The sequence below is a fragment of the Streptomyces sp. OR43 genome (genome assembly GCF_008042275.1).
Taxonomy (GTDB): Bacteria; Actinomycetota; Actinomycetes; order Streptomycetales; family Streptomycetaceae; genus Streptomyces.
The window spans coordinates 494,506-517,288 of sequence record NZ_RDBK01000008.1 but is presented as its reverse complement, the minus strand read 5'-3'; the positions used below and the strand labels follow the sequence as shown (position 1 = coordinate 517,288).

At 72.0% G+C, this 22,783-nt stretch carries 22 protein-coding genes and 2 pseudogenes; 7 read left to right on the top strand and 17 right to left on the bottom strand.

The annotated features are described in order from the left end of the window. Window positions 1–97 precede the first annotated feature (97 nt). The 3 genes from rplT to infC all read right to left on the bottom strand — a co-directional run bounded on the left by rplT (window position 98) and on the right by infC (window position 1,620). Window positions 98–481, bottom strand: coding sequence for a 50S ribosomal protein L20 (gene rplT, locus EAO72_RS06310; protein ID WP_003970214.1), 384 nt, complete (start codon window positions 479–481; stop codon window positions 98–100). A gap of 107 nt (window positions 482–588) precedes the next feature. Beyond that, window positions 589–783, bottom strand: a complete 195-nt coding sequence (gene rpmI / locus EAO72_RS06305) for a 50S ribosomal protein L35 (protein WP_003970213.1) — start codon at window positions 781–783, stop codon at window positions 589–591. Between the two features lie 120 nt (window positions 784–903). Continuing rightward, window positions 904–1,620, bottom strand: a complete 717-nt coding sequence (gene infC / locus EAO72_RS06300; RefSeq protein WP_222724066.1) for a translation initiation factor IF-3 — start codon at window positions 1,618–1,620, stop codon at window positions 904–906. 341 nt (window positions 1,621–1,961) lie between these two features. Between infC and EAO72_RS06295 the strand changes: the two genes are divergently transcribed. Beyond that, complete coding sequence (locus EAO72_RS06295; protein WP_148016186.1) at window positions 1,962–2,324, top strand: DUF1844 domain-containing protein; 363 nt, start codon at window positions 1,962–1,964, stop codon at window positions 2,322–2,324. Between the two features lie 80 nt (window positions 2,325–2,404). Here EAO72_RS06295 and EAO72_RS42835 read toward each other — a convergent pair. Further along, window positions 2,405–2,527 (bottom strand): annotated as a pseudogene (locus tag EAO72_RS42835) (aquaporin); the annotation flags it as partial. 21 nt (window positions 2,528–2,548) lie between these two features. Continuing rightward, complete coding sequence (locus EAO72_RS06285) at window positions 2,549–3,277, bottom strand: SseB family protein (protein WP_148016185.1); 729 nt, start codon at window positions 3,275–3,277, stop codon at window positions 2,549–2,551. Window positions 3,278–3,363: 86 nt separating this feature from the next. Here EAO72_RS06285 and EAO72_RS06280 point away from each other — a divergent pair, with 86 nt between their 5' ends. Beyond that, complete coding sequence (locus EAO72_RS06280) at window positions 3,364–4,290, top strand: serine hydrolase (protein WP_148016184.1); 927 nt, start codon at window positions 3,364–3,366, stop codon at window positions 4,288–4,290. Between the two features lie 12 nt (window positions 4,291–4,302). Here EAO72_RS06280 and mycP read toward each other — a convergent pair whose 3' ends face one another. Both mycP and EAO72_RS06270 read right to left on the bottom strand, forming a co-directional pair. Beyond that, a complete protein-coding gene (mycP, locus tag EAO72_RS06275; RefSeq protein WP_148016183.1) occupies window positions 4,303–5,490 on the bottom strand; it encodes a type VII secretion-associated serine protease mycosin in 1,188 nt (395 codons plus the stop codon). Then, on the bottom strand, window positions 5,487–6,368 hold the full coding sequence (locus EAO72_RS06270) for a hypothetical protein (RefSeq protein ID WP_261991339.1): 882 nt from the start codon (window positions 6,366–6,368) through the stop codon (window positions 5,487–5,489). Before EAO72_RS06270 ends, mycP begins: the two co-directional genes overlap by 4 nt. 183 nt (window positions 6,369–6,551) lie before the next feature. Between EAO72_RS06270 and EAO72_RS06265 the strand changes: the two genes are divergently transcribed. Next, window positions 6,552–7,754: an amino acid deaminase/aldolase gene (locus EAO72_RS06265; protein ID WP_148016182.1), complete on the top strand. Its 1,203-nt coding sequence runs from the start codon at window positions 6,552–6,554 to the stop codon at window positions 7,752–7,754. 16 nt (window positions 7,755–7,770) lie between these two features. On the opposite strand, the gene EAO72_RS06260 is transcribed toward EAO72_RS06265, so the two are convergent. The 5 genes and pseudogenes from EAO72_RS06260 to EAO72_RS06245 all read right to left on the bottom strand — a co-directional run bounded on the left by EAO72_RS06260 (window position 7,771) and on the right by EAO72_RS06245 (window position 11,840). Beyond that, window positions 7,771–8,211 (bottom strand): hypothetical protein, encoded by a 441-nt coding sequence (locus EAO72_RS06260; protein WP_410090078.1) that lies wholly within the window; start codon window positions 8,209–8,211, stop codon window positions 7,771–7,773. Beyond that, window positions 8,208–8,273, bottom strand: a pseudogene (locus tag EAO72_RS43995) (hypothetical protein); the annotation flags it as partial. The gene EAO72_RS06260 and the pseudogene EAO72_RS43995, both read right to left, overlap by 4 nt. 31 nt (window positions 8,274–8,304) lie before the next feature. Beyond that, the gene (locus EAO72_RS06255) at window positions 8,305–9,093 is read right to left on the bottom strand and encodes a 3-oxoacyl-ACP reductase (RefSeq protein WP_148016181.1); all 789 of its coding nucleotides are present in this window, start codon (window positions 9,091–9,093) and stop codon (window positions 8,305–8,307) included. Between the two features lie 6 nt (window positions 9,094–9,099). Then, window positions 9,100–10,464 (bottom strand): aldehyde dehydrogenase family protein, encoded by a 1,365-nt coding sequence (locus EAO72_RS06250; RefSeq protein ID WP_148016450.1) that lies wholly within the window; start codon window positions 10,462–10,464, stop codon window positions 9,100–9,102. An 8-nt stretch (window positions 10,465–10,472) separates the two neighbouring features. After that, window positions 10,473–11,840, bottom strand: coding sequence for a glutamine synthetase family protein (locus EAO72_RS06245; RefSeq protein WP_148016180.1), 1,368 nt, complete (start codon window positions 11,838–11,840; stop codon window positions 10,473–10,475). Between the two features lie 114 nt (window positions 11,841–11,954). On the opposite strand from EAO72_RS06245, the gene EAO72_RS06240 reads away from it, so the two are divergent. Both EAO72_RS06240 and EAO72_RS06235 read left to right on the top strand, forming a co-directional pair. Beyond that, complete coding sequence (locus EAO72_RS06240; RefSeq protein WP_148016179.1) at window positions 11,955–12,647, top strand: gamma-glutamyl-gamma-aminobutyrate hydrolase family protein; 693 nt, start codon at window positions 11,955–11,957, stop codon at window positions 12,645–12,647. A 172-nt stretch (window positions 12,648–12,819) separates the two neighbouring features. Next, window positions 12,820–13,884, top strand: a complete 1,065-nt coding sequence (locus EAO72_RS06235) for a methyltransferase domain-containing protein (RefSeq protein ID WP_148016178.1) — start codon at window positions 12,820–12,822, stop codon at window positions 13,882–13,884. Between the two features lie 15 nt (window positions 13,885–13,899). Here EAO72_RS06235 and EAO72_RS06230 read toward each other — a convergent pair whose 3' ends face one another. Further along, complete coding sequence (locus EAO72_RS06230; protein WP_148016177.1) at window positions 13,900–14,859, bottom strand: phosphotransferase family protein; 960 nt, start codon at window positions 14,857–14,859, stop codon at window positions 13,900–13,902. 65 nt (window positions 14,860–14,924) lie between these two features. Further along, window positions 14,925–15,857 (bottom strand): LysR family transcriptional regulator, encoded by a 933-nt coding sequence (locus EAO72_RS06225; RefSeq protein WP_148016176.1) that lies wholly within the window; start codon window positions 15,855–15,857, stop codon window positions 14,925–14,927. 70 nt (window positions 15,858–15,927) lie between these two features. Between EAO72_RS06225 and EAO72_RS06220 the strand changes: the two genes are divergently transcribed. Further along, the gene (locus EAO72_RS06220; RefSeq protein ID WP_148016175.1) at window positions 15,928–17,064 is read left to right on the top strand and encodes a TDT family transporter; all 1,137 of its coding nucleotides are present in this window, start codon (window positions 15,928–15,930) and stop codon (window positions 17,062–17,064) included. A 13-nt stretch (window positions 17,065–17,077) separates the two neighbouring features. On the opposite strand, the gene EAO72_RS06215 is transcribed toward EAO72_RS06220, so the two are convergent. The 3 genes from EAO72_RS06215 to EAO72_RS06205 form a co-directional block, all read right to left on the bottom strand. Next, a complete protein-coding gene (locus EAO72_RS06215) occupies window positions 17,078–17,623 on the bottom strand; it encodes a helix-turn-helix transcriptional regulator (protein WP_148016174.1) in 546 nt (181 codons plus the stop codon). A 172-nt stretch (window positions 17,624–17,795) separates the two neighbouring features. Continuing rightward, entirely contained in the window at window positions 17,796–20,432 is a 2,637-nt protein-coding gene (locus EAO72_RS06210; RefSeq protein ID WP_148016173.1) for an ABC transporter permease/substrate binding protein, read from the bottom strand. Continuing rightward, complete coding sequence (locus EAO72_RS06205; protein ID WP_148016172.1) at window positions 20,425–21,489, bottom strand: quaternary amine ABC transporter ATP-binding protein; 1,065 nt, start codon at window positions 21,487–21,489, stop codon at window positions 20,425–20,427. The genes EAO72_RS06210 and EAO72_RS06205 overlap by 8 nt, the downstream gene beginning before the upstream one ends. A gap of 342 nt (window positions 21,490–21,831) precedes the next feature. Between EAO72_RS06205 and EAO72_RS06200 the strand changes: the two genes are divergently transcribed. Further along, window positions 21,832–22,740: a 5'-3' exonuclease gene (locus EAO72_RS06200; RefSeq protein WP_148016449.1), complete on the top strand. Its 909-nt coding sequence runs from the start codon at window positions 21,832–21,834 to the stop codon at window positions 22,738–22,740. Window positions 22,741–22,783 lie beyond the last annotated feature (43 nt).

Sequence of the window (22,783 nt, the reverse complement as noted above, 5' to 3'; positions counted from 1 at the left end):
CTCTCTGCGTACGAAGGTGCTGGATCTGCAACGCACCGGACCCGCAGGCGGCGTGCGCCTGCGGGTCCGGATCGAAAGCCAGGAAGTGCAGCCTGGATCAGGCGGCCTTCGGGGCGTTGACGTCGCTCGGGAGGGCCTTCTGGGCAACCTCGACGAGAGCGGCGAACGCGTTGGCGTCGTTGACCGCGAGCTCGGCCAGGATCTTGCGGTCCACCTCGATGTTGGCGGCCTTCAGACCCTGGATGAGGCGGTTGTACGTCATGCCGTTCTGGCGGGCAGCGGCGTTGATGCGCTGGATCCACAGCTGACGGAAGTCGCCCTTGCGCTTCTTGCGGTCGTTGTAGTTGTAGACCAGGGAGTGGGTGACCTGCTCCTTGGCCTTGCGGTACAGGCGCGAGCGCTGACCGCGGTAACCGCTGGCGGCCTCGAGGATTGCCCGGCGCTTCTTGTGGGCGTTGACTGCCCGCTTGACGCGTGCCACTTGTTAACTCCTTGTAGCGGGGCCGTGGTCGTACTCACACGGCCCGGAAACGAATTGGTCCCGGTCGGATCGAGGGCGCGTCCCCGGTGTCACCGGGGACGACGGCCTCACTTGCCGAGAAGCTTCTTGATCTTCTTGGCGTCGGCCGGAGCCACGACGACCGTGCCGGTCAGCGAGCGGGTCTTCTTGGACGACTTGTGCTCGAGAAGGTGGCGCTTGCCGGCCCTCTCACGGAGCACCTTGCCGGAGCCGGTGATCTTGAAGCGCTTGCTGGCACCGCTGTGCGTCTTGTTCTTCGGCATCGCGCCGTTCTCTCCTCGTCAGTGGCGCCCCTCTCGGTGCGGGCACCGGACTGCAGGGGCGTCAGATCTTGGTGGGATTCCGGGGGGACCCGGGGGCGCCTGGATGGCAGCCCCCTGAGGTCACGCCTCGGAAGGTGTCTCGGCCGGAGCCTCGGAGGTCGTCTCGGCCGGAGCCTCGACTGCCTCGTCCGCAGCTTCGGCATCGGCGTCGGGGGTGTATCCCTGACGCTCCGCCTTGCGGGCGGCCTGGGCCTCGCGGGCCTCGGCCATGGCTTCGGTCTTCTTCTTGTGCGGGCCCAGAACCATGATCATGTTCCGGCCGTCCTGCTTCGGGTTGGACTCGATGAAGCCGAGTTCCTCCACGTCCGAAGCCAGACGCTGAAGCAGTCGGAAGCCAAGCTCGGGGCGGGACTGCTCACGACCACGGAACATGATCGTGATCTTGACCTTGTCGCCCTGCTTGAGGAACCGAACGACGTGACCCTTCTTGGTGTCATAGTCGTGCGGGTCGATCTTCGGCCGGAGCTTCATCTCCTTGATGACCGTGTGCGCCTGGTTCTTGCGCGCCTCACGGGCCTTCATGGCCGACTCGTACTTGAACTTCCCGTAGTCCATGAGCTTGCACACGGGCGGACGGGCGGTAGCCGCCACCTCGACCAGGTCGAGGTCGTACTCCTGTGCGAGTTCCAGGGCCTTGGCAAGCGGAACAATCCCGACCTGCTCGCCGCTGGGACCGACAAGTCGCACCTCGGGTACGCGAATCCGGTCGTTGATGCGGGGCTCGGCGCTGATGGATCCTCCTCGGTAGCACCACGCGGCCGCCTGGCGGACAGCCACGTAACGTCTGTTTCGACAGACCAACCGTGCAGGACCATGAAAAAAGCCCCACCGGGACACAGGCGGGGCTCCTGAACAACCGGAACACCGCCGCGGTCAACCGCGGGGCGCATCGGGCGGCTCCATCGTCCGTACGGAACGATGGGCGCCACCTGACCGGATGACCCGCCGTCCTGGGGACGGTCAGGTGGGAGATCGGAGCCTCCACTTGTGGGCCGGGCACATAGATGCCCAGCCGGTCGTTACACAAGGTTAGCAGCTCCGCCGGGCGTGCGCTAACCAGTGGTGGTACGGCACTCCCGCGGACGGAACGGGTCTGCCGTGGGCCTATCGTATGGCGCATGAGCGACGCGACCCCCACCAGTGATTCCCCCGGCTTCGACGAGATGGCCCGCGACATCGCGGAGGTGCCGGCGGTCGAGGTGATCGTGACGGTCGCGGTCAATCTGATGAGCGCCGCCGCCGTGAAACTCGGACTGACCGAGGACGGCGACGACCACAAGGACCTCGACGAGGCCCGCAAGCTGGTCCACGCGCTGGCCGGCCTGCTGGACGCCAGCACGACCGAGATCAGCTCCTTCCACGCGGCACCGCTGCGTGACGGCCTGAAGTCCCTGCAGCTCGCGTTCCGCGAGGCCTCGCTCGTACCGGACGAGCCCGGCCACGGCCCCGGCGAGAAGTACACCGGCCCGGTCTTCGGCTGATCCTGCTCCGTTCCGCCTCTTCCACCCCGTGAGCCCCCTGCCCGATCCGGGCAGGGGGCTCACGGCGTCCGCGGCGGGGTCGGGACCGGACTCCGCGCCGGATTGACCGGAATGCCGGTGAGCGGGATGCCGGCCGGCCGGTTCACGGCGAGCGCGATGCCGATGGGCCGGCCGTCGAGCCCCATGACGGCGGCCTCGTGGGTCGCGTGGGGCCGGCCGGGAGATCAGCGCGTGAAGAGTGCCTCACCGGGCGTGTGCGTGTCGGCCGGGAGCAGCGCGAGGTCCAGGCCGCGGACCAGCCGGGCACGCAGCACCTCGTTCGCCGCCAGCGACCGCGCGACCCGGCCGGCCGCCTCCGCGGGATCGGCGTCCGCCGCCAGCACCAGGGCGAGGGTGCCGTCGGCACGGCCCGGTCCGAGGTGGGCGCGCAGCACCGCCGGCTCCGCGGCGACGGCGTCACGCACCGCCTCCGTGACGGCGGGGTCGTCGAGCGGGTCGGCACTGGTACGGCCCTCGGCGAGGGCGCGCAGGGCGGATCCGGCCAGCTCGAAGGCGACCGGCCCGGCGAGGTCGAGCACCACCGTGTCGGCCTTCTCGTGCGCGGCGGCCTGGAGCGCCTGGTGCAGGGGTACGGCGACGGGGCGGGCCTGCGGGTCCCAGCGGGCCAGCGAGGCGGTGGAGGTGAAGGCGGGCAGGGCGCGGCGGTCACCGGCCTGGAGGGTGGGGACCGCCATGTCGCTGGTCTTCTCCCGGCGCAGCCCCTTCTCGTCCTCCTCCACCTCACCGAGGACGGCCACCACGGGAACGAGGAGGCGGGCCCCCTTGAGGGCTTCGAGTACCGGGCCCACGGCCTTGCGGTCCTCGGCCCAGGCGGCGAGCGCCGCGGTGAGGGCGGGGTCGGCCGTGCCGTCGTCGTCGGAGTATCCGGGGTCCGGAATGTTCTTCTGCGCCACAGGGCGAGCGTAGTGCCTGGGCATTCTCATCCCGCCGACAGGTCGGACTCAGCCCGCTCTCAGCTGCGGTTCCTAGCGTCCGGGTCATGCCCCGACACAGAATCCGCAGATCCGCCCTGTCCGCGACCGCGGCGGCCACGGTCGTGCTCGCCGGTTCGGCCGCCGGAGGCGCCTTTCTGGCCGGCCGGTCGCCGGATCACGCGCCCGCCGCCGCCACTTCCGTATCGTCCGTCCCCTCGGCCGCGACCGCTCCGGTCGCGGCGGCGAACGAGGAGCCGGTGGTGGAACTCGACGCGGAACTGGCCGGGGCCGTCGAGCCGCTGCTGGCCGGTTCGGGCACGGCGGCCGTGTCGGTGGCCGTCCTGGACGGTGACAGCGGAACGCGGGCGGTGTACGGGGGCGAGGACGCGACGTACGACACCGCGAGCATCGTCAAGGTCGACATCCTCGCGGCGCTGCTGCTCCGGGCCCAGGACGAGGACCGGGTGCTGACGGCCGGCGAACGCGCCCACGCGGTCGCGATGATCGAGCGGAGCGACAACGAAGCCGCCACCGCGCTGCTGGCGGCCGTGGGCGGGGCGTCCGCCCTGGACGCGGCCAACGAGCGGCTCGGTCTCACCGCGACGACCGCCGCGCAGGCCTGGGGGCTGACCCGGACGACCGCGGCCGATCAGCTGACGCTGCTGGAGGCGGTGTTCGGCACGGCCCCGGACACGGAGCTGAGTCAGGCGTCCCGGACGTATCTGCGGGGGCTGATGACGCAGGTCGAGGCCGACCAGCAGTGGGGGGTGTCGGCGGCGGGCAGTGCCTGGGCGCTCAAGAACGGCTGGATGCCGCGTACCGCCACCGGGCTGTGGAACATCAACAGCATCGGGCAGGTGACGGCGGACGGGCGGACCTACCTGGTGGCGGTGCTGTCCGGCGGTCAGCCGTCCAAGGAGGCGGGCGTCGCGCTCGTGGAGTCGGTGGCCAAGGCGGCTGTGGACGTGGTGCGGACCCGCGCCGCCGGGTGAGGCCCGGCCCGGTCAGCGTCGGAAGGCTCGGAAACGGCCGCGCCACAGGACGACGGCCAGGGCCAGCAGGACCGCGCCGAGTCCGCCGGCCGCCGGGGCGAACCAGCCGGCGGGGCCGCCGTCCGCGCGGGCCGGGGTGGGGCCGGCACCGAAGTACCGCTCGCGGTAGCCGGCCGCGGCGGAGTCGGTACGCAGCGCGGCGCGGGGCAGCGAGCCACCCGCCTTGATGGCCGCGGCCGGGTCGACGATGCCGTAGCCCCGGGCGTCGTCCCGGCCGGCGGACGGGGAGTTGCGGGCGGTGTCCGTGAGGAGCTTCTTGATCTGGGCGGGCGTCAGGCCGGGGTGCGCGGCACGCACCAGCGCGACCGCGCCCGAGACGAACGCCGAGGCCGCGGAGGTGCCCCACTCCACGTAGTACTTGCGGTCGGGTGCGGGGACGACGATGTCGACCCCGGGCGCGCTCACGGTGGCGTACCAGCGGCGGGTGGAGAACGAGGCGTGGGTGCCGTACCGGTCGACCGCGGCGACCGCGATCACGCCCGGGTAGGCGGCCGGGTAGGAGATGTGGTCGCCCTTCTCGCCCCCGTTGCCGGAGGAGGCGACGACGACCGCGCCCTTCTTCAGCGCGTACTGGATGGCGGCGTCCTCGCCGGGTTCGGGGTGGGCGGACTCGCTGTCGTCGCCGAGGGAGAGGTTGATGACGTCGGCGCCGTGGTCGGCGGCCCAGCGGATGCCGTCGGCGAGGGCGGTGCCACGGGTCTTGCGGGCCTTGGCGCGGGCCGGGTCGCTCGCTTCGAGGATGACCCGGACGGGGAGGATCCTCGCCTCGGGCGCGATGCCGATGACGCCCTCGCCGTCGCCGCTGCCGTGGCCCCGGCCTGCGATGATCCCGGCCATCGCGGTGCCGTGCCTGGCCCATGACCGGTCGCCGCGTCCGGCGCCGAATCCGATCAGGTCCTTGCCGGGGAGCACCTGGCCCGCCAGATCGGGCAGGCTGCCGTCGACCCCGGTGTCGACGACGGCGACGGTGATGCCCTTGCCGCGGGTGGTCTGCCAGGCCCGGTCCGTGTGAAGGGCGTCCAGGCCCCACTGCTGGGCCCGGATGGTGTCCGCTCCGGCCGGGGCGGCGGGCAGCAGCGCGAACGCGGTGGCGGCACAGACCGCGCCGAGGAGTCTGCGGGGGCGGACGCGGCGGGTCATTCGGGCTTCTCCGTGAGGTCGGCGACGGTTCTGCGCAGTCCCCGCTCGACGCGGTCGGCCACGCCCTTGGCCTCGTGCCCGAGTCCGGCCTGGGCCGCCGCCGTCGTCGCGTTCGCCGCCATGGCCTTCTCGGCCGGCTGCGGATCGGCGACCTTGCGCCCGTCGGCGAAACCGGACACGGCGAACACCACGACGGGTACCTCGGTCAGTACGTGCACGGTCCAGCTGGCACGCTGCCGGTCGCCGAATCCGGCAGCGGGGCTGTTCTTCACCGGGTACGCGCGCGGCATCAGGTCGGTGCGGGCGTCGAGGTGTTCTGCGGCGTACCGGGAACCGAGCGCGCGCATCGCGCCGGTGTCGCCCTCGGTGAAGACGAGTCCGACCGTGGTGACGCTGCTGCTCGTCGCGTCGGTGTACGTGGCGCGGAGCAGGCGGGCGCAACCGACCGGTCGGAGGGCCTTGAGCAGCAGCGGGTCCAGTGCGCCCGTGCATCCGCTGTCCGGGGCCACGGCGATCCTGGTCCAGACCCGGTCGGCGCCGCCGGGACCCGCGCCGTCGCCCTTGAGCGTGCGGGGGAAGAGCGTGTCGACCGGGACGCTGTGCCAGGCCTCGCGGCCCACGGTGTAGGCGCTGTCGGCCGCGGGATCGGCCGAGGAGTCGCTGATGAGCCAGCTGCCCGTGGCGGCCCCGCCGATCAGCCCGAGGCCCAGCACGACGCAGACCGCGGCGGCCGCCGTCCTGAAGGGGTGCCGGGTGCGTACGGGCCGGAGCCGGGCGGTGGTCTCGGCGGGCGTCTCGGCCGGCGGGTGGGTGTGCGGGGGCCGGTACGGGTACGTCGGGCGTGGCGGGACGGGAGCGCGCTGCGCCTCGGTACTCATCCGCCCCCCTGGTCCGTTCCGTACCGCACGCGGATCGGCTGCACCGGCAGGCCTGTTGCTCGCCGCGTGTCCGTCACTCTACGGGCTGCGCAGGCCGTGGTGGGAGCGGGCCGCCGGGCCGGCGAGCGATCTGCACAGATCGTCCCCCTACCCAGCGGTACAGCCGTCTGGCAAGCTGCGGCCATGACTGCCCGTGCCGCTGACCGGACCCGTTACAACCGGGCCACCGCCCATCTCGACGCCCCGATCGCCGTCGTCGATCTGGAGGCGTTCGACGCCAACGCCGACGACCTCGTCCGGCGTGCGGCGGGGAAGCCGATCCGGGTGGCGAGCAAGTCGGTGCGCTGCCGCGCCCTGTTGGAGCGGGTGCTGGCCCGTCCCGGATTCGCCGGGATCATGTCCTTCACCCTCGCCGAGTCGCTGTGGCTGGCGCGGGCCGGGTTCGAGGACGTCCTGCTCGCCTATCCCTCGGCCGACCGCTCGGCCTTCGCGGAACTGGCCGCCGATCCGAAACTGGCCGCCGCCGTGACCGTGATGGTGGACGACCACTCCCAGCTGGAGCTGATCGACGCGGCGCGGGCCGGGGGCACGGAGGAGATCCGGGTCTGTCTGGAGCTGGACACCTCGTTGCGGATGCTCGGCGGCCGGGTCAGGATCGGGGCGCTGCGTTCGCCGCTGCGCTCCCCCGCCCAACTGGCGGAGCTGGCCAGGTCCGTCGCCCGCCGGCCCGGTTTCCGGCTGGTGGGGCTGATGGCGTACGAGGGGCATATCGCCGGGGTCGGCGACTCGCTCGCGGGACGGCCGCTGCGCTCGCGTGCGATCCGGCTGATGCAGGCCACGGGCCGCCGGGAGCTGGCGGCCCGGCGGGCCGAGGTGGTGCGGGCGGTACGGGCCGTGGCGCCGGACCTGGAGTTCGTGAACGGCGGTGGCACCGGGAGCGTGCAGCACACCGCGGCGGAGGCCGCGGTCACGGAGATCGCGGCCGGTTCCGGCCTGTACGTGCCGCGGCTGTTCGACAACTACACCTCGTTCACGGCGCGTCCGGCGGCCCTGTTCGCCCAGCCCGTGGTGCGCCGGCCCGGGGTGGGCGTGGTGACGGTGCTCGGTGGCGGCTATCCGGCGTCCGGGGCAGCGGGCGCGGACCGGCTGCCGGTCCCGTATCTGCCGGAGGGCCTGCGTTACGACCCGCAGGAGGGCCCCGGCGAGGTGCAGACCCCGCTGCTCGGCGCCGCGGCCGACGATCTGCTGATCGGCGACAAGGTGTGGTTCCGGCACGCGAAGGCCGGTGAGCTGTGCGAGCGGTTCGACGAGCTCCAGCTGATCGAGGGGGACCGGGTGACGGCGACCGTGCCGACGTACCGCGGCGAGGGCCGCACGTTCCTCTGAGCCGCCCGCCGGTTCCTCAGGGGCCGACGGAGCTGCCGACACCCCCGCCCGTCCCGCTGTCGCCGATCGGCCGGATGCCCTGGGTGAGGGTGTCCATGAGGGCGAGCGGCGGACCGTCGGGGCCGGCGTCGAAGGCGTAGCGGACGACGACGGGCGACTCGCTGCCGACGGCCGACGGGAAGACGAGCGACTGCACGTAGCCGCCCGGCCCCTTGGCGGTGACGACCCGCCGGCGCACCCGGTAGCCGGTGCGTCCGGCGACGCTGACCGGGCCTGCGGCCATCTCCCGGTGGGAGACGATGCCGCCGTGGATCCGCCGGCCGACGGCGTCCTCCTCGTACGCCCGGTCGGCGGCGGCTCCGATGTCCTGCCCCCGCCGTCGCCCCGGCCGGACACGTTCCGCTGGATCACGGTGGCGGACGGGCGCGTGTGGGCGGTCCAGGCGGTCCCGTCCCACCACCGCTCGTTGCCGGGAGCGGCCGTGTCCGGGTACCAGCCGGGCGGTGTCGCGTTGCTCATCGCCCCACCTTGGGTTCCCGGCGCCGGGGCCCTACAGCGGTGTGACGTACGCCCCGGAGATCCCGCCGTCGACGAGGAAGTCGGTGGCGTTGACGAACGAGGAGTCGTCGCTCGCCAGGAACGCGACGGCGGCCGCGATCTCGGTCGCCTCGGCGAACCGGCCGAGCGGGATGTGCACGAGCCGGCGGGCCGCGCGCTCCGGGTCCTTGGCGAAGAGTTCCTGGAGCAGCGGGGTGTTCACCGGCCCCGGGCACACGGCGTTGACCCGGATGCCCTCGCGGGCGAACTGGACGCCCAGTTCGCGCGACATCGCCAGCACGCCGCCCTTGGAGGCGGTGTACGAGATCTGGGAGGTCGCGGCCCCCATCCTGGCGACGAAGGAGGCGGTGTTGATGATCGAGCCCCGGCCCTGGCGCCGCATGTAGGGCAGGGCCGCCTTGCAGCACAGGTAGACGGAGGTGAGGTTGACGTCCTGGACGCGCTTCCACGCCTCCAGTCCGGTGGTGAGGATGGAGTCGTCGTCGGGCGGTGAGATGCCCGCGTTGTTGAAGGCGATGTCGACGGAGCCGTAGGTGTCGTACGCCGCCTTGAACAGGGCCTCGACCTGTTCGGGCTCGGTGACGTCCACCCGTACGAAGAGGCCGCCGACCGCTTCGGCGGCCGCCTTGCCCGCGGTCTCGTCGATGTCGCCGCAGACCACGTGCGCCCCCTCGGAGGCGAGCCGGTGGGCGGTGGCGAGGCCGATACCGCTGCCGGCGCCGGTGATGACGGCGGTGCGGCCTACGAGGCGGCGGCAGATGTTCCCGTGGTCCGTGGTCATACCGGTTCAGGCCTCCGTACTGAGGAAGACGTTCTTGGTTTCGGTGAAGGCGGTGAGGGCGTCCGGGCCCAGTTCGCGGCCGAGTCCGGACTGTTTGAAGCCGCCGAACGGGGTCCAGTAGCGGACGGCGGAGTGGGAGTTGACGGAGAGGTTGCCCGCCCGGACGGCTTGCGCGACGCGCAGGGCGCGTCCCACGTCACGGGTCCAGAGAGAGCCAGCGAGACCGTACTCGGTGGCGTTGGCGAGCCGGACGGCGTCCGCCTCGTCCTCGAAGGGCAGGACGACGGCGACCGGTCCGAAGACCTCCTCGGTGGCGACGGGCGCGTGTGCGGGCACGCCGGTGAGGACGGTCGGCGGGAACCAGAAGCCGGGGCCCTCGGGCGCGCTGCCACGGAGCGCGGCGGCGTCCTCGGGAACGTAACCCCGTACTCGTTCCAGCTGGGTACGGGAGATGAGCGGGCCCATCTGTGTCTTCTCGTCGGCGGGGTCGCCGACGACGACCGCGGCGAGGGCCGGGGCGAGCAGTTCCAGGAAGCGGTCGTAGGCGGAGCGCTGGACGAGGATCCGGGTGCGGGCGCAGCAGTCCTGGCCGGCGTTGTCCAGGAAGGACAGCGGGGCGGCGGCAGCGGCGGTTTCGAGGTCGGCGTCGGCGAAGACGATGTTGGGACTCTTGCCGCCGAGTTCGAGGGTGATCCGTTTCACGTGTCCGGCGCACTTGGCCATGATCTGTTTGCCGACGCGGGTGGAGCCCGTGAAGACGATCTTGGCTACGTGGGGGTGCTCGACGAGGGCGTTGCCGGCCTCGTCTCCGGCACCCGGCAGTACCTGGAAGAGGTTCTCGGGAAGGCCCGCCTCCCGGGCGAGTTCCGCGAGCCGGAGCGCGGTCAGCGGCGTGGTCTCGGCGGGTTTGAGGATCACGGCGTTGCCCGCCGCGAGGGCGGGGGCCGTGCCCCAGGCGGCGATCGGCATGGGGAAGTTCCACGGGGCGATCACCCCGATGACGCCGAGGGGTTCGAGCAGGGTGAGGTCGATGCCGCCGGGGACGGGGATCTGCCGCCCGCTGAGCCGCTCGACTCCCCCCGCGGCGAAGTCGAGCAGATCGCGGACGTTGCCCGCCTCCCAGCGCGCGTTGCCGATCGTGTGCCCGGCCTCGCGGACCTCCAGCCCGGCCAGTTCCTCGGTGTGGGAGTCGACGGCGGCAGCGAACCGGCGCAGCAGCCGGGCCCGGTCGGCGGGGGCGAGGGCGGCCCAGACGTGCTGGGCCGCGGCGGCACGGGTGACGGCTGCGTCCACCTCGGCCGCCGTGGTCGCGGGGACGGTGGCGAGGAGTTCCTCCGTCGCCGGGTTCAGTACCTGGTGCTCGCGGATCAAGAGGGTCCTCACAGGCGTTCGAAGGAGCGTCGGAGCTCCCAGTCGGTCACCGCTGCGTCGAAGGCGTCGAGTTCGACACGTGCCATGTTGCGGTAGTGGGCGACGACTTCGTCGCCGAAGGCCTCGCGGGCGATCTCGCTGTGCTCCCAGAGTCCGGCCGCCTCGCGCAGAGTGGTGGGGACGTGGTCGTACGCGGCGGCGTAGGCGTTGCCCTCGCACGGTTCGGGGAGTTCCAGCGCGTGTTCGATGCCGTACAGGCCCGCGGCGACGAGTCCGGCGACGGCGAGGTACGGGTTGACGTCGCCGCCGGGAAGGCGGTTCTCCAGGCGCAGGGACGGACCGTGGCCGACGACGCGCAGCGCGCAGGTGCGGTTGTCGTGGCCCCAGGCGACGGCGGTCGGCGCGAAGGAGCCCGGCTGGAAGCGCTTGTAGGAGTTGATGTTCGGCGCGTACAGGAGCGAGAAGTCGCGCAGGGCGGCGAGCTGGCCGGCCAGGAAGTGGCGCATCACCGGGGCCATGGTGCCGTCGGTGTCCGCCATGGCGCTGCGGCCGGGTTCGGCGGTGGGCCGGAGCGAGAGGTGGATGTGGCAGGAGTTGCCCTCGCGCTCGTTGAACTTGGCCATGAAGGTGAGCGCGACGCCCTCCTGCGCGGCGATCTCCTTGGCGCCCGTCTTGTAGACGGCGTGCTGGTCGCAGGTGACCAGGGCCTCGTCGTAGCGGAACACGATCTCGTGCTGGCCGGGGTTGCACTCGCCCTTCGCGGACTCGACGGTGAGTCCCGCGCCCGTCATCTCGTTGCGGATGCGGCGCAGCAGCGGCTCGACGCGGCCGGTACCGAGGACGGAGTAGTCGACGTTGTACTGGTTGACGGGGGTCAGGTCGCGGTAGCCGCGGTCCCAGGCCTGTTCGTAGGTGTCCTTGAAGACGATGAACTCGAGCTCGGTGCCGGCGTGGGCCGTGTAGCCGTGCTCGGCCAGGCGCTCCAGCTGGCGGCGCAGGATCTGGCGGGGCGCGGCGGTGACGGGTGAGCCGTCGGCCCAGGCGAGGTCGGCGGTGACCATCGCGGTGGCCTCGTTCCACGGCACGATGCGCAGGGTGGTGAGGTCGGGGCGCATGGCGAAGTCGCCGTAGCCGCGGTCCCACGAGGACATGGCGTACCCGTCGACGGTGTTCATGTCGGTGTCGACGGCGAGGAGGTAGTTGCAGCCCTCGGTGCCGTGTGCGACGACTTCGTCGAGGAAGAACGCGGCGTCGAAGCGTTTGCCCTGGAGGCGGCCCTGCATGTCGGGGAAGGCCAGGACCACGGTGTCGATCTCACCGCTGTCGACGAGGAGGCGGAGTTCCTCGACGGCGAGCGGGGCTGTTCGGTCGGACACGGATGGATCCTCTCCTCGCGGGCCGACAGATGATCCAAATCTACGGGCGGGGCAAGGGATTTGGATACGGTGCCGGTTCGTTCCGCGTGCCGTGCCAGTGAAGTGAGGCGTCCGATGAACCGTCCTGTGATCGGGATCAGTACCTATCTGGTGGCTTCGGCGCGCTGGGGCGTCTGGGACCTTCCGGCGACGCTCCTGCCCGCCGGTTACGCCCGGCTGGTGCGGGAGGCGGGCGGGCTGGCGGTGCTGCTGCCGCCGGACGCGCCGGAGTGCGCGGCGTCGGTGGTGGCCCGGCTCGACGCGGTGGTGGTGGCGGGCGGGCCGGATGTGGATCCCGCGCGGTACGGGGCGGAGCGCGACCCGCGGACCGGGCCGCCCGCGCCGGAGCGGGACGGCTGGGAGGCGGCACTGATCGGGGCGGCGCTGGAGTCGGGCACGCCGCTGCTCGGGATCTGCCGCGGGMTGCAACTGCTGAACGTGGCGCTCGGCGGCACGCTGACGCAGCATCTGGACGGGCACACGGGGCCGGGCGGGGCGGCAGGGGTGTTCGGTACGCACACGGTGACGCCGGTCGCGGGAACGCTGTACGCCTCGGTGGCGCCCGGCCCCTGCGACGTACCCACCTACCACCACCAGGCCGTGGACCGGCTCGGCGCGGGGCTGGTGGTGTCGGCGCATGCGGCGGACGGCACGGTGGAGGCGGTCGAGCTGCCGGGGCCGGGGTGGGTGCTCGGGGTGCAGTGGCATCCGGAGATGGGCGACGACGTGCGGGTGATGGAGGCGTTGGTGGCGGCGGCGGCCGACTGAGGCGGGTGGACCCGCGGAAAAGGCCTGCGGCCCGGGCGGCCGCCGGCGCCCGTGCGGCGTAGCGTGACGGGAAGAAGAGCATGCGTCGCCGTCTCGTCGGGCCGCCCGCCGTGAGCGCGGCCGCCCGTATGGTGCGCCTCCTCCCCGTGGCCCGGTGCCGAGAGGAGGAACGATGTCCGTCACAGCACCGGACGCGGTGAAGCAGGAAGCGTTCGCGGGCCGCATGGTCCAGGTGGTGAACGACACCTGCCTGGGTCTGATGGCGGGCCTGGGCCACCGGAGCGGTCTGTTCGACACGATGGCCGGGATGGCGCCGGCCACGAGTGCGGAGATCGCGCAGGCCGCCGGTCTGAACGAGCGATACGTCCGGGAGTGGCTGGGCGCGATGGTCGTCGGCGGCTTCGTGGACTACGTGCCCGAGCAGGAGACGTACGCGCTGCCGCCCGAGCACGCCGCCTCGCTGACGCGGGCGGCCGGGCCGGACAACCTGGCCAGGATCGCGCAGGACTTCGGCATGATGGGCGAGGTCGAGCAGCAGGTGCTGGAGGCGTTCCGCACCGGGGACGGGCTGCCGTACTCCGCGTATCCGCGGTTCCAGTCCCTTCAGGCGGAGGAGTCCGGCGAGGTCTTCGACCTGGCTCTCGTGAACGGCATCGTTCCGCTGGTGCCCGGTCTCACGGAGCGGCTGCGCGCGGGCATCGAGGTGCTGGACATCGGTACCGGTCACGGTCACGCGGTCAACGTCCTGGCGAGGACCTTCCCGGCGAGCCGTTTCCAGGGGCTCGACATGTCCGAGGAGGGCATCGCCGCCGCGCGTGCCGAGGCCGCCGCGCTGGGGCTTGCCAACACCGCCTTCGACATCGGCGACTGCGCCGAGGTGTCGGGCTCGTACGACCTGATCACGGCGTTCGACGTCATCCACGACCTGGCCCGCCCGGCCCGCGCGCTGGCCTGCGTCGCCGCGGCCCTGGCCGAGGACGGTGTCTTCCTGATGGGGGACATCGCGGCGTCCAGCCGTCTGGAGGAGAACATCGACCACCCGCTGGGCCCGGCGCTGTACACGTTCTCGGTCTTCTACTGCATGAGCGTCTCGCTGGGCGAGGGCGGTGAGGGTCTGGGCACCGTATGGGGTGAGCAGAGGGCCCGGAAGATGCTCGGCGAGGCCGGGTTCGGCCGGATCGACGCCCAGCGGGTCGAGGGCGACATCCTGAACGTGTATTACGTGGCGCGGCGCTGAACGGTGTCCACGCGGTCAGCCGTCGAGCCCGTGGCCGGGCCGGGCCCGCAGCCAGTCCACCGCGGCCGCGCCCTGGGCCGCCTGGAACGCCCTGAGCGTCGGCAGGCCCGGCGGGTCCGGGCGCAGCGAGTGCGCGACGAAGTAGCCGGCCAGCGCGGCGAGTACGGCGGTGACCCCGGCGGGGTCGGCGTCCCGGCCGAGCGGGTGGGCGGCGAAGGTGGCTTCCGGGTCCGGGCCGCCCTGGGCCGCCACGCACGGCAGCATCGTCACCAGGTCGAACCAGGGCGCCGCGCGCAGGGCGTGGGGCCAGTCGACGAAGACGACGCGGTCCTCGGTGAGCAGGATGTTGTCGGCGCGCAGGTCGCCGTGGACGAGGGTGTCGCCGCTCGCGGGCTCCTCCCAGCCGGACTCCAGTTCCGCGAGTGCGCCCAGCCGGCGGGCCACCCAGGGATCGAGCCGCGCGGTGTCACCCGCCGCGTGCAGGGTCCGCCAGCCGGTGAACATCGTGGTCTTGCCGGTGGCGGCGGAGGGTGCGTCGACCGGGGCCGGTGTGAGGGTGCGGGACAGGTCGCCGACAGCCGACAGGACGCGCTCCAGTTCGGCCGGGTCCCAGGGGACGCGGGGCTGGCGGCCCTCGACGTCCTCCAGGACGAGGGCGACGCAGCTGCCGTCGTCGTACGAGCCGAGCAGTTCCGGTACGGGGGCGTGCGGCGGGAGCGCCGCGGTGTTCCGGGCCTCGGCACGGTGCTGGTCCGGGCTGTCGGGGTTGACCTCGGCGCTCACGGCCTTCACGAAGGCACGGCGTCCGTCCGCGAGCCTGACCCGGGCGGCGACCCCGGGCGAGAAGCCGCCGCTCTGGCTGCGGGCCTCGACGACCGGCGACCCGAGGATGTCCTGGACGGCGTCGCGCACGGTGCCGGGCAGATCGGCCCAGTGATGGCGGACGCCTGTGGCGGGCGGTGCGGTCACGGTCATGGGCCCATCCTTCATGTCCGGCGCAGGGGCGGGCCAGCGCTTTTCCGAAGGCCGGACCGTGCCGCTCAGTCCCCCGACGGGCCCGACCGTGTCAGGGAGAGCAGGTCGCGGGCCGGGCCCGTGGGGCGGTGGCCTGCGGGCCAGACGGCGCGGAGCTGGCGGCGCAGGCGGACCCCGGCGATCGGGATCTTGACCAGCCGCCGGGCCGAGAGTTCCTCGCCGAGGGCCAGTTCGCTCAGGACGCAGGGCCCGGCGCCGCTCTCCGCCGCGCCCTTCACCGCCGTGGTGGAGGAGAGCTCCAGGAGCGGCTGGGCCAGTCCCCCGTGCACGGCGAGGGCGGCGTCCAGGACCTGGCGGGTGCCGGAGCCGCGCTCGCGCAGGATCAGCGGGGTCGCGGCCAGCTCGCCCGGGGTCAGCGGGGTACGGCGGCGGGCCCAGGCGTGCGAGGGGGCGACCACGACGACGAGGCGGTCGTGCGCGATGACGGTGCCGTCGAGACCCTCGGGCACGGACAGCCCTTCGACGAAGCCTAGGTCGGCCTCACCGGCGAGCAGGCGCTGCGCGACCACCGCGGAGTTGCCGGCGAGCAGCGAGACCGCGGTGCCGGGGCGTGCGCCGCGCAGCGCGATCAGCCAGCCCGGGAGCAGGTATTCGGCGATGGTCATGGACGCGGCGACCCGCAGCCGGGAGTCGCGGCGGTCCCGCAGCGCCTGGGCGCCCGCGTCGAACGCCTCGGCGGCCTCGACGACGCGGCGCGCCCAGTCGGTGACGAGGGCTCCGGCGTCGGTGAGCCGGGAGCCGCGGGGCGAGCGGTCGAGGAGGGCGAGGCCCAGCTGTCGTTCCATCGAGCGGATGCGGCTGCTGGCGGCGGGCTGGGTGATGCCGACGTCCCGGGCGGCCCGTCCCAGGCTGCCGTGCCGGGCGACGGCGAGGAGCAGTTCCAGGGCGCCGAGGTCGGGTACCCGGTGGGAGAGGAGCGCGGGCGCGTCGCTGGTCATAAGTCCACCTTATGACCTCATAGGGCGGGACTCCCTGGTGGGGGGCGGCCCGGGTGCCGAGAATCGTGGCATGGCCACCTTTCCGCAGACCCGCACCGCGCCCCCGTACTCCGCCGCCGCCCGGCGGCCGGCCCTGCGGCACTTCGGCCCCAACTGGTACGCGACCGTCATGGGCACCGCGATCGTGGCGAGTGCGGGCGTCGCCCTGCCCGTGCGCATACCCGGGCTGCGGGCGGCCTGCGCGACGGTGTGGCTGCTCTCCGCTGTTCTGCTCGCCGCCGTGCTCGCGGCCCGCGCCGGACACTGGTCGGCCCACCGCGACCAGGCCCGCGCCCACCTCATGGACCCCGCGGTCGCACCCTTCTACGGCTGCCTCCCGATGGCGCTGCTGGCCGTCGGCGGGTCCGGGATGGTGGTCGGCAAGGACGTGATCGGGCATCGGGCGGCACTCGCCCTGGATGTGCTGCTGTACACCGCGGGCACCCTGACCGGGCTGGCCGCAGCCGTGGCGATCCCGTATCTGATGATCGTGCGCCACCGGACGGAGCCGGGCACCGCGTCCCCGGTGTGGCTGCTGCCGGTGGTGGCACCCATGGTCTCGGCCGCGCTCGGGCCGCTGCTGGTGCCGGAGCTTCCGGCGGGCCAGTGGCGGGAGGCGCTGCTGCTCGCCTGCTACGCGATGTTCGGGATGAGCCTGCTGGCGACGCTGGTGATGCTGCCGCTGGTCTTCGCCCGGCTGGTCCACCAGGGGCCGCTGCCGCTCGCGCTGACGCCCACGCTGTTCCTGGTGCTCGGGCCGCTGGGCCAGTCGACGACCGCGGTCAACGCGCTGGCCGATGTGGCGCCGGGTGCGATCCAGGCACCGTACGCCTCCGCGCTCGGCGCGTTCGCGGTGCTGTACGGGGTGCCGGTCATGGGGTTCGCCCTGTTGTGGCTGGCCCTGTCCGGCGCCCTCGTGGTGCGGGCGGTGCGGGGCGGGATGACGTTCGCGATGACGTGGTGGGGCTTCACCTTCCCCGTCGGTACGTGTGTGACGGGGGCAGCCGGTCTGGCCCGGCACACCGGTCTCGTGGCGTTCACCTGGCTGGCGGTGGCCCTGTACGTGCTGCTGGTGGCGGCCTGGGCGGTGGCCGGGGTGCGGACCGTGCGCGGGCTGCTCAGCGGGGCGCTGCTCGCGCCGCCGCGGGTGGCCGCGAGCCCGGCGTGACAGGCTCCGGGCCTCAGCGCCGCGGGTCGAAGGTGGCGTCGATGTGTTCGGCGACGGCGACGAACAGCAGCCGGGTGCCGGGAACGGTGGCGCGCCAGCGGTGGCGTACCCCGCCCGAGAGGAACAGGGTGTCGCCGCGCTCCAGCCGGTAGGCCTGGCCCTCGGCCTCGACCTCGGCGGCGCCCTCCGCGACGTACAGGACCTCGTCGTTGCGGTGCTGGAACTCGCGCCCCAGGTCGAGCTCCCCGGTGAATTCGAGGGCACTGAGCTGATGGCGGCCGCGCACCACCCGGCGCACGCCGTCCTCCTGCCCGCCGCGCACGACGTCGACCGCGCGCGCCGAGTCCGCCGCCGCGCGCAGGCGCGCGGTAGTGGTCTCCAGGGCCTCGGCGACCCGGTCCAGGGAACGGGCGCTGGGCCTGGCCCGCTCGTTCTCGATCTGGCTGAGGAACGGCACGGACAGGCCGCTGCGCGCGGCGACCGCGGCCAGGGTGAGTCCCAGGGATCTGCGCTGTCGGCGGACCGCGGCACCCACCCGGAGTGTTTCCTTGTCGTCCATTGTCCGGCTCCCTCCCGACTCGCCATCCTTCCGGCTGCGAGCACCTTACGCACACCGTTGGGCGAGGAAGGCCGGTAAAGAGACGTTCCGACAGCCCGAAAGGGGTGGGCACCGCCACCGGCGGTGCCCACCCCTTTCCGTGCCGCGCCCCTTCGTGAGGGCCCGGCCGCGGCTACTGCTGAGGAGCGATCTTGTCCGCGATGCCCGGATTCTTGTCCATCCAGGCCTTCACGGCTTCCTCCTCGTGACCCGCGCCGTGCTTCTGGATCTGGTTCTCCAGGCCGGCGAGCTGGTCCTCGCCGAGCTTGAAGTCCTTGAACCACTTGGTCAGCTGCGGGTAGTTCCGGGGGAACTCCTTGGAGGCGATGGTGTGCAGCCGGTCGCCGTCACCGAAGGCCTTCTTCGGGTCCTGGAGCTTGGTCATGCTGTACTCGCTGTAGGCCCAGTGCGGGGTCCACAGCATGACGGCGATGGGCTCCTTCTTGGCGTACGCGCGCTTCAGCTCGGCCAGCATCGCCGGCGTCGAGCCGTCGACGACCTTGTACTCCTTGTCGAGCCCGTAGGCCGGCAGCACGTTCTTCTTGAGGTTCTCCATCGTGGCCGTACCCGGTTCGATGCCGACGATCCGGCCCTTGAACTCCGAGGCCTTGCCCTTCAGGTCCGCCAGGGACTTCACGTCCTTGACGTAGTCGGGCACCGCGATCTCGAGAGACGTCGGTCCGTACCACGAACCGATGTCGGTCAGCTTGGGGCCGTACTTGTCCCAGTAGTTCTTCTGGGTGTACGGCAGCCAGCCGTCGAACTGCACGTCGATCTGGCCGCGGGACATCGCGGCGTACATCGGTCCGACCTCGAACTGCTTGAGGTTGATCTTGTAACCGCGGTCCTCCAGGACGGCCTTCCACAGGTACGTGGCGGCGATGTCCTCCTCCCAGGGGAACCAGGCCATCTCGACGGCGCGGTCGCGCTCGTCCTTGCCGTTGGCGCCCTTGGAGGTGGTGGCCTTCTTGACGGGGGTCCACTTGTCGGCGACGCCCGGGTTGGCCTTCAGCCAGGTCTTGACGGCCTCCTGCTCCTTGCCGGAGCCGCTCTTCTGGATCTGCGCCTCAAGACTGGTGAGCTGGTCCTCGGTCATCTTGAAGTTCTTGAGCCAGTTGCCGACCTCGGGGTTGTCGGCCGCGAAACCCTTGCGGGTCAGCGTGTGGATCCCGTCACCCTGGCCCCAGAGGTTCTTGGGGTCCTTGAGCTTGGTGAGCTCGTACTGGTTGTAGGCCCAGTGCGGCGACCAGAGGGGAACGACGATCGGTTCCTTCTTGGCGTACGCGCGCTTCAGCTCGGCCAGCATGGACGGCGTGGAGCCGTCGACGACCTTGTACTCCTTGTCCAGGCCGTAGCCCGGCAGGATCTTGTCCTTGAGCAGGCCCGTCTCACCGGCGCTCGGCTCGATGCCGACGATCCGGCCCTTGAAGTCCGACGCCTTGCCCTTCAGGTCGTCGAGCGAGTCGACGCCCTTCACGTACGAGGGGACGGCGAGCTCCAGGGAGGTCGGGCCGTACCAGGAGCCCATGTCCTCCAGGCGGTCCTTGTACTTCTTCCAGTACGCGGCGTGGGTGACCGGCAGCCAGGAGTCGGTCTCGAAGTCGATCTGACCGCCCGCCATACCCGTGTACAGCGCGCCGGCCTCGTACTGCTTGACGTCGACCTCGAAGCCGCGCCGCTCCAGCATCTCCTTCCACAGGAAGGTGGAGGCGATGCCTTCGTCCCACGGGATGTAGCCCATGCTGATCTTCTTGCCGGCCCCGATGTTCTGGGAGTCGGAGCCCGCGGTGCTGTCCTTGTCCGAGGAACCGAACATGCCCATGCCGCCGGCGACGAGGGCGAGGACCACGATGCCGACCAGGGCGACGACGGGCTGCGGGCGGTAGTTCCACACCTTCAGCCCACCGGTCACCGCCTGTGCCTTGGCGAGCGCGCGGCGGGCGAGCGGGGAGACCTCGCGGCCCAGGGCGCTGGTCATGCGGTCCAGGTACATCGCCAGGACGACGATGGAGACGCCGGCTTCGAAGCCGAGGCCCACGTCGACGTTGCCGATGGCGCGGTAGACGGCGCCGCCGAGGCCGCCGCCGCCGACCATGCCTGCGATGACGACCATGGACAGGCCCAGCATGATGACCTGGTTGATGCCCGCCATGATCGTGGGCAGCGCGAGCGGCAGCTGCACCCGGATCAGGGTGTTGCGCGAGGTGGTGCCGAAGGCCTCGGCCGCCTCGACGAGTTCGCCGTCGACCTGGCGGATGCCGAGCTCGGTCATCCGGACGCCCGGGGGCAGCGCGAAGATGATGGTGGCGATGATCCCGGGGACGACGCCGACGCCGAAGAAGATGACGCCCGGGATCAGGTAGACCATGGCGGGCATGGTCTGCATGAAGTCGAGGACCGGCCGGGTCACCGCGCTGACGGCCTTCGAGCGGGACGCCCAGATACCGAGAGGGATGGCCAGGACCAGCGTCACGATGGTCGCGACGAGCACCAGGGTGAGGGTGTCCATCGCCTCGTCCCACAACTCGACCGAGTCGATGAGGGCGAAGCCGACGAACGCGAGCACACCGGCGAGCAGGCCGCGCAGCCACCAGGCGATGACGGCGACGATGCCCGCGAAGAGCAGGGGTGCGGGAGCGGAGAGCACGGCGGCGATGCCGTCGAACATGCCGCTCACCACGGAGCTGATGGCGTCGAAGAGCCAGGCCAGGTGGGTCTGGAGCCAGTCGACGGCGGAGTCGACCCAGTCGCCGAGATGGAGCCTAAACACTGGCCACCTTCTTCAGCGGGGCAGCGGCGTCCTGGGGAGCCTCGGTGGGGGTCATCGGCTCACCGAGCACGGCGAGCAGCCGGGCCCTCGGCACGACGCCGACGAGCTTGCCCTTGTCGTCGGTCACGGCGACCGCGACCCCGCTCTGCGAGCAGGGGGTGAACAGCTCGATGATCGGGGTGGACTCGGCGACGGTGGCCGGTGCCTCCCGCAGCACGTCGGCGGGGGTACGCAGTTCCTTGCCGTCGTCCGTCTTCGTGCCCATCACCGTGTGCGGTTCGGCCATGATGGCGCCGGCGGTCAGCACCCGGGAGCGGTCGACGTCCTGGGTGAAGGAGGCGACGTAGTCGTTGGCCGGGGTGACGAGGATGTCCTCGGCGGTGCCGAGCTGGACTATCTCGCCGTCGCGCATCACCGCGATGCGGTCGCCGAGGCGCATGGCCTCGTTGAGGTCGTGGGTGATGAAGACGATGGTCTTCTTCAGCCGCTTCTGCAGTTCCAGGAGCTGGTCCTGCATATCGCGGCGGATCAGCGGGTCGAGCGCGCTGAAGGACTCGTCCATGAGGAGCAGGTCGGCGTCGGTGGCGAGCGCGCGGGCGAGGCCGACGCGCTGCTGCATGCCGCCGGAGAGCTCGTCGGGCCAGGACTTCTCCCAGCCGGCGAGGCCGGTCATCTCCAGTGCCTCGGTGGCCCGGCGGTGGCGCTCGGCGCGCGGCACACCCTGCACTTCGAGGCCGTACGCGGCGTTCTCCAGAACGCTCCGGTGGGGGAAGAGCGCGAAGTGCTGGAACACCATGCTGATCTTGGTGGAGCGGACATGGCGCAGTTCGGCGGGGCTCAGGGCGGTCAGGTCCTGGCCGTCGAAGAGCACCTGGCCGGCGGTGGGCTCCAGCAGCCCGTTGAGCATGCGCAGCAAGGTGGACTTGCCGGATCCGGACAGACCCATCACGACGAAGATCTGGCCCGGTTCCACGGTGAACGATGCGTCGATCACCGCTGCGGTCGTTCCGTCGGCGCGCAGCGCTTCGCGGTCCGTGCCGCTCTTCAGCTTCTGCACGGCTTGATCGGGTCGTCTGCCGAATACTTTGTACAAGTGTTCGGCTTGCAGCCTTGACACATACACCTCACGCGTTGAACCGAAAACGGTCTGCCACCCCCTCCGGCAGACCGTGGAGCGGTGCGGATTCGGTCCGCATGGCACGTGCACCAGTTGAAAATGCGACGTGGTCCGCTCCGGTGCCGCGCCTGCCCCCGCTTACACAGGGCAAACACAAGAGTGACCCAGGTCACAGAAGAGCGGCGCTGGTTCGGGAACCACGCCCGCGGCGGCCGGCGTCCGTGCGGCAAGGCATCAGGTGTCAGTGGGGTGCGGCATCATCGGGGTGTGACGCGACGCCTGATGCTCCTCGACACCGCCTCCCTCTACTTCCGCGCCTACTTCGGGGTGCCCGACTCGGTGCGCGCACCGGACGGGACCCCCGTCAACGCCGTGCGCGGACTGCTGGACTTCATCGGCCGCCTCGTGCACGACCACCGGCCGGACGATCTGGTCGCCTGCTGGGACGCGGACTGGCGGCCGCAGTGGCGGGTCGACCTGATCCCCTCGTACAAGGCTCACCGCGTCGCCGTGGAGACGGGCGCGGGACTGCCCGACGAGGAGGAGACGCCCGACACGCTGGCCCCGCAGGTGCCGGTGATCGCGGACGTCCTCGACGCCCTGGGCATCGCCCGGGTCGGCGTCGCGGGATACGAGGCCGACGACGTGATCGGCACGCTGACCGGCCTGGCGACCGGCCCGGTCGACATCGTCACCGGCGACCGGGACCTCTACCAGTTGGTGGACGACGCCCGCGGAGTGCGGGTGCTCTACCCCCTGAAGGGCGTCGGCACCCTCCAGATGACGGACGAGGCCTGGCTCCGCGAGAAGTACGGAGTGGCCGGCTCCGGCTATGTCGACCTGGCGCTGCTGCGCGGCGACCCGAGCGACGGCCTGCCGGGCGTTCCCGGGATCGGCGAGAAGACCGCGGCGAAGCTGCTGGACGCGTTCGGCGATCTGGCCGGGATCATGGCGGCGGTCGACGATCCGGCCGCCAAGCTGACGCCCTCGCAGCGCAAGCGGCTCGACGAGGCCCGTGACTACGTGGCCGTCGCACCGACCGTGGTCCGGGTCGCCGCTGACGTACCGCTGCCGGAATTCGACCCCGCGCTGCCCGCCGAACCCCGGGACCCCGCGACACTCGAAGCGCTCGCGGACCAGTGGGGACTGGGCGGGGCCCTGACGCGTCTGCTCTCCGTCCTCGCCGCCTGAACGCATCGCCGGGCGGTCCATCGTCTCCACACCGCCCGCCCGA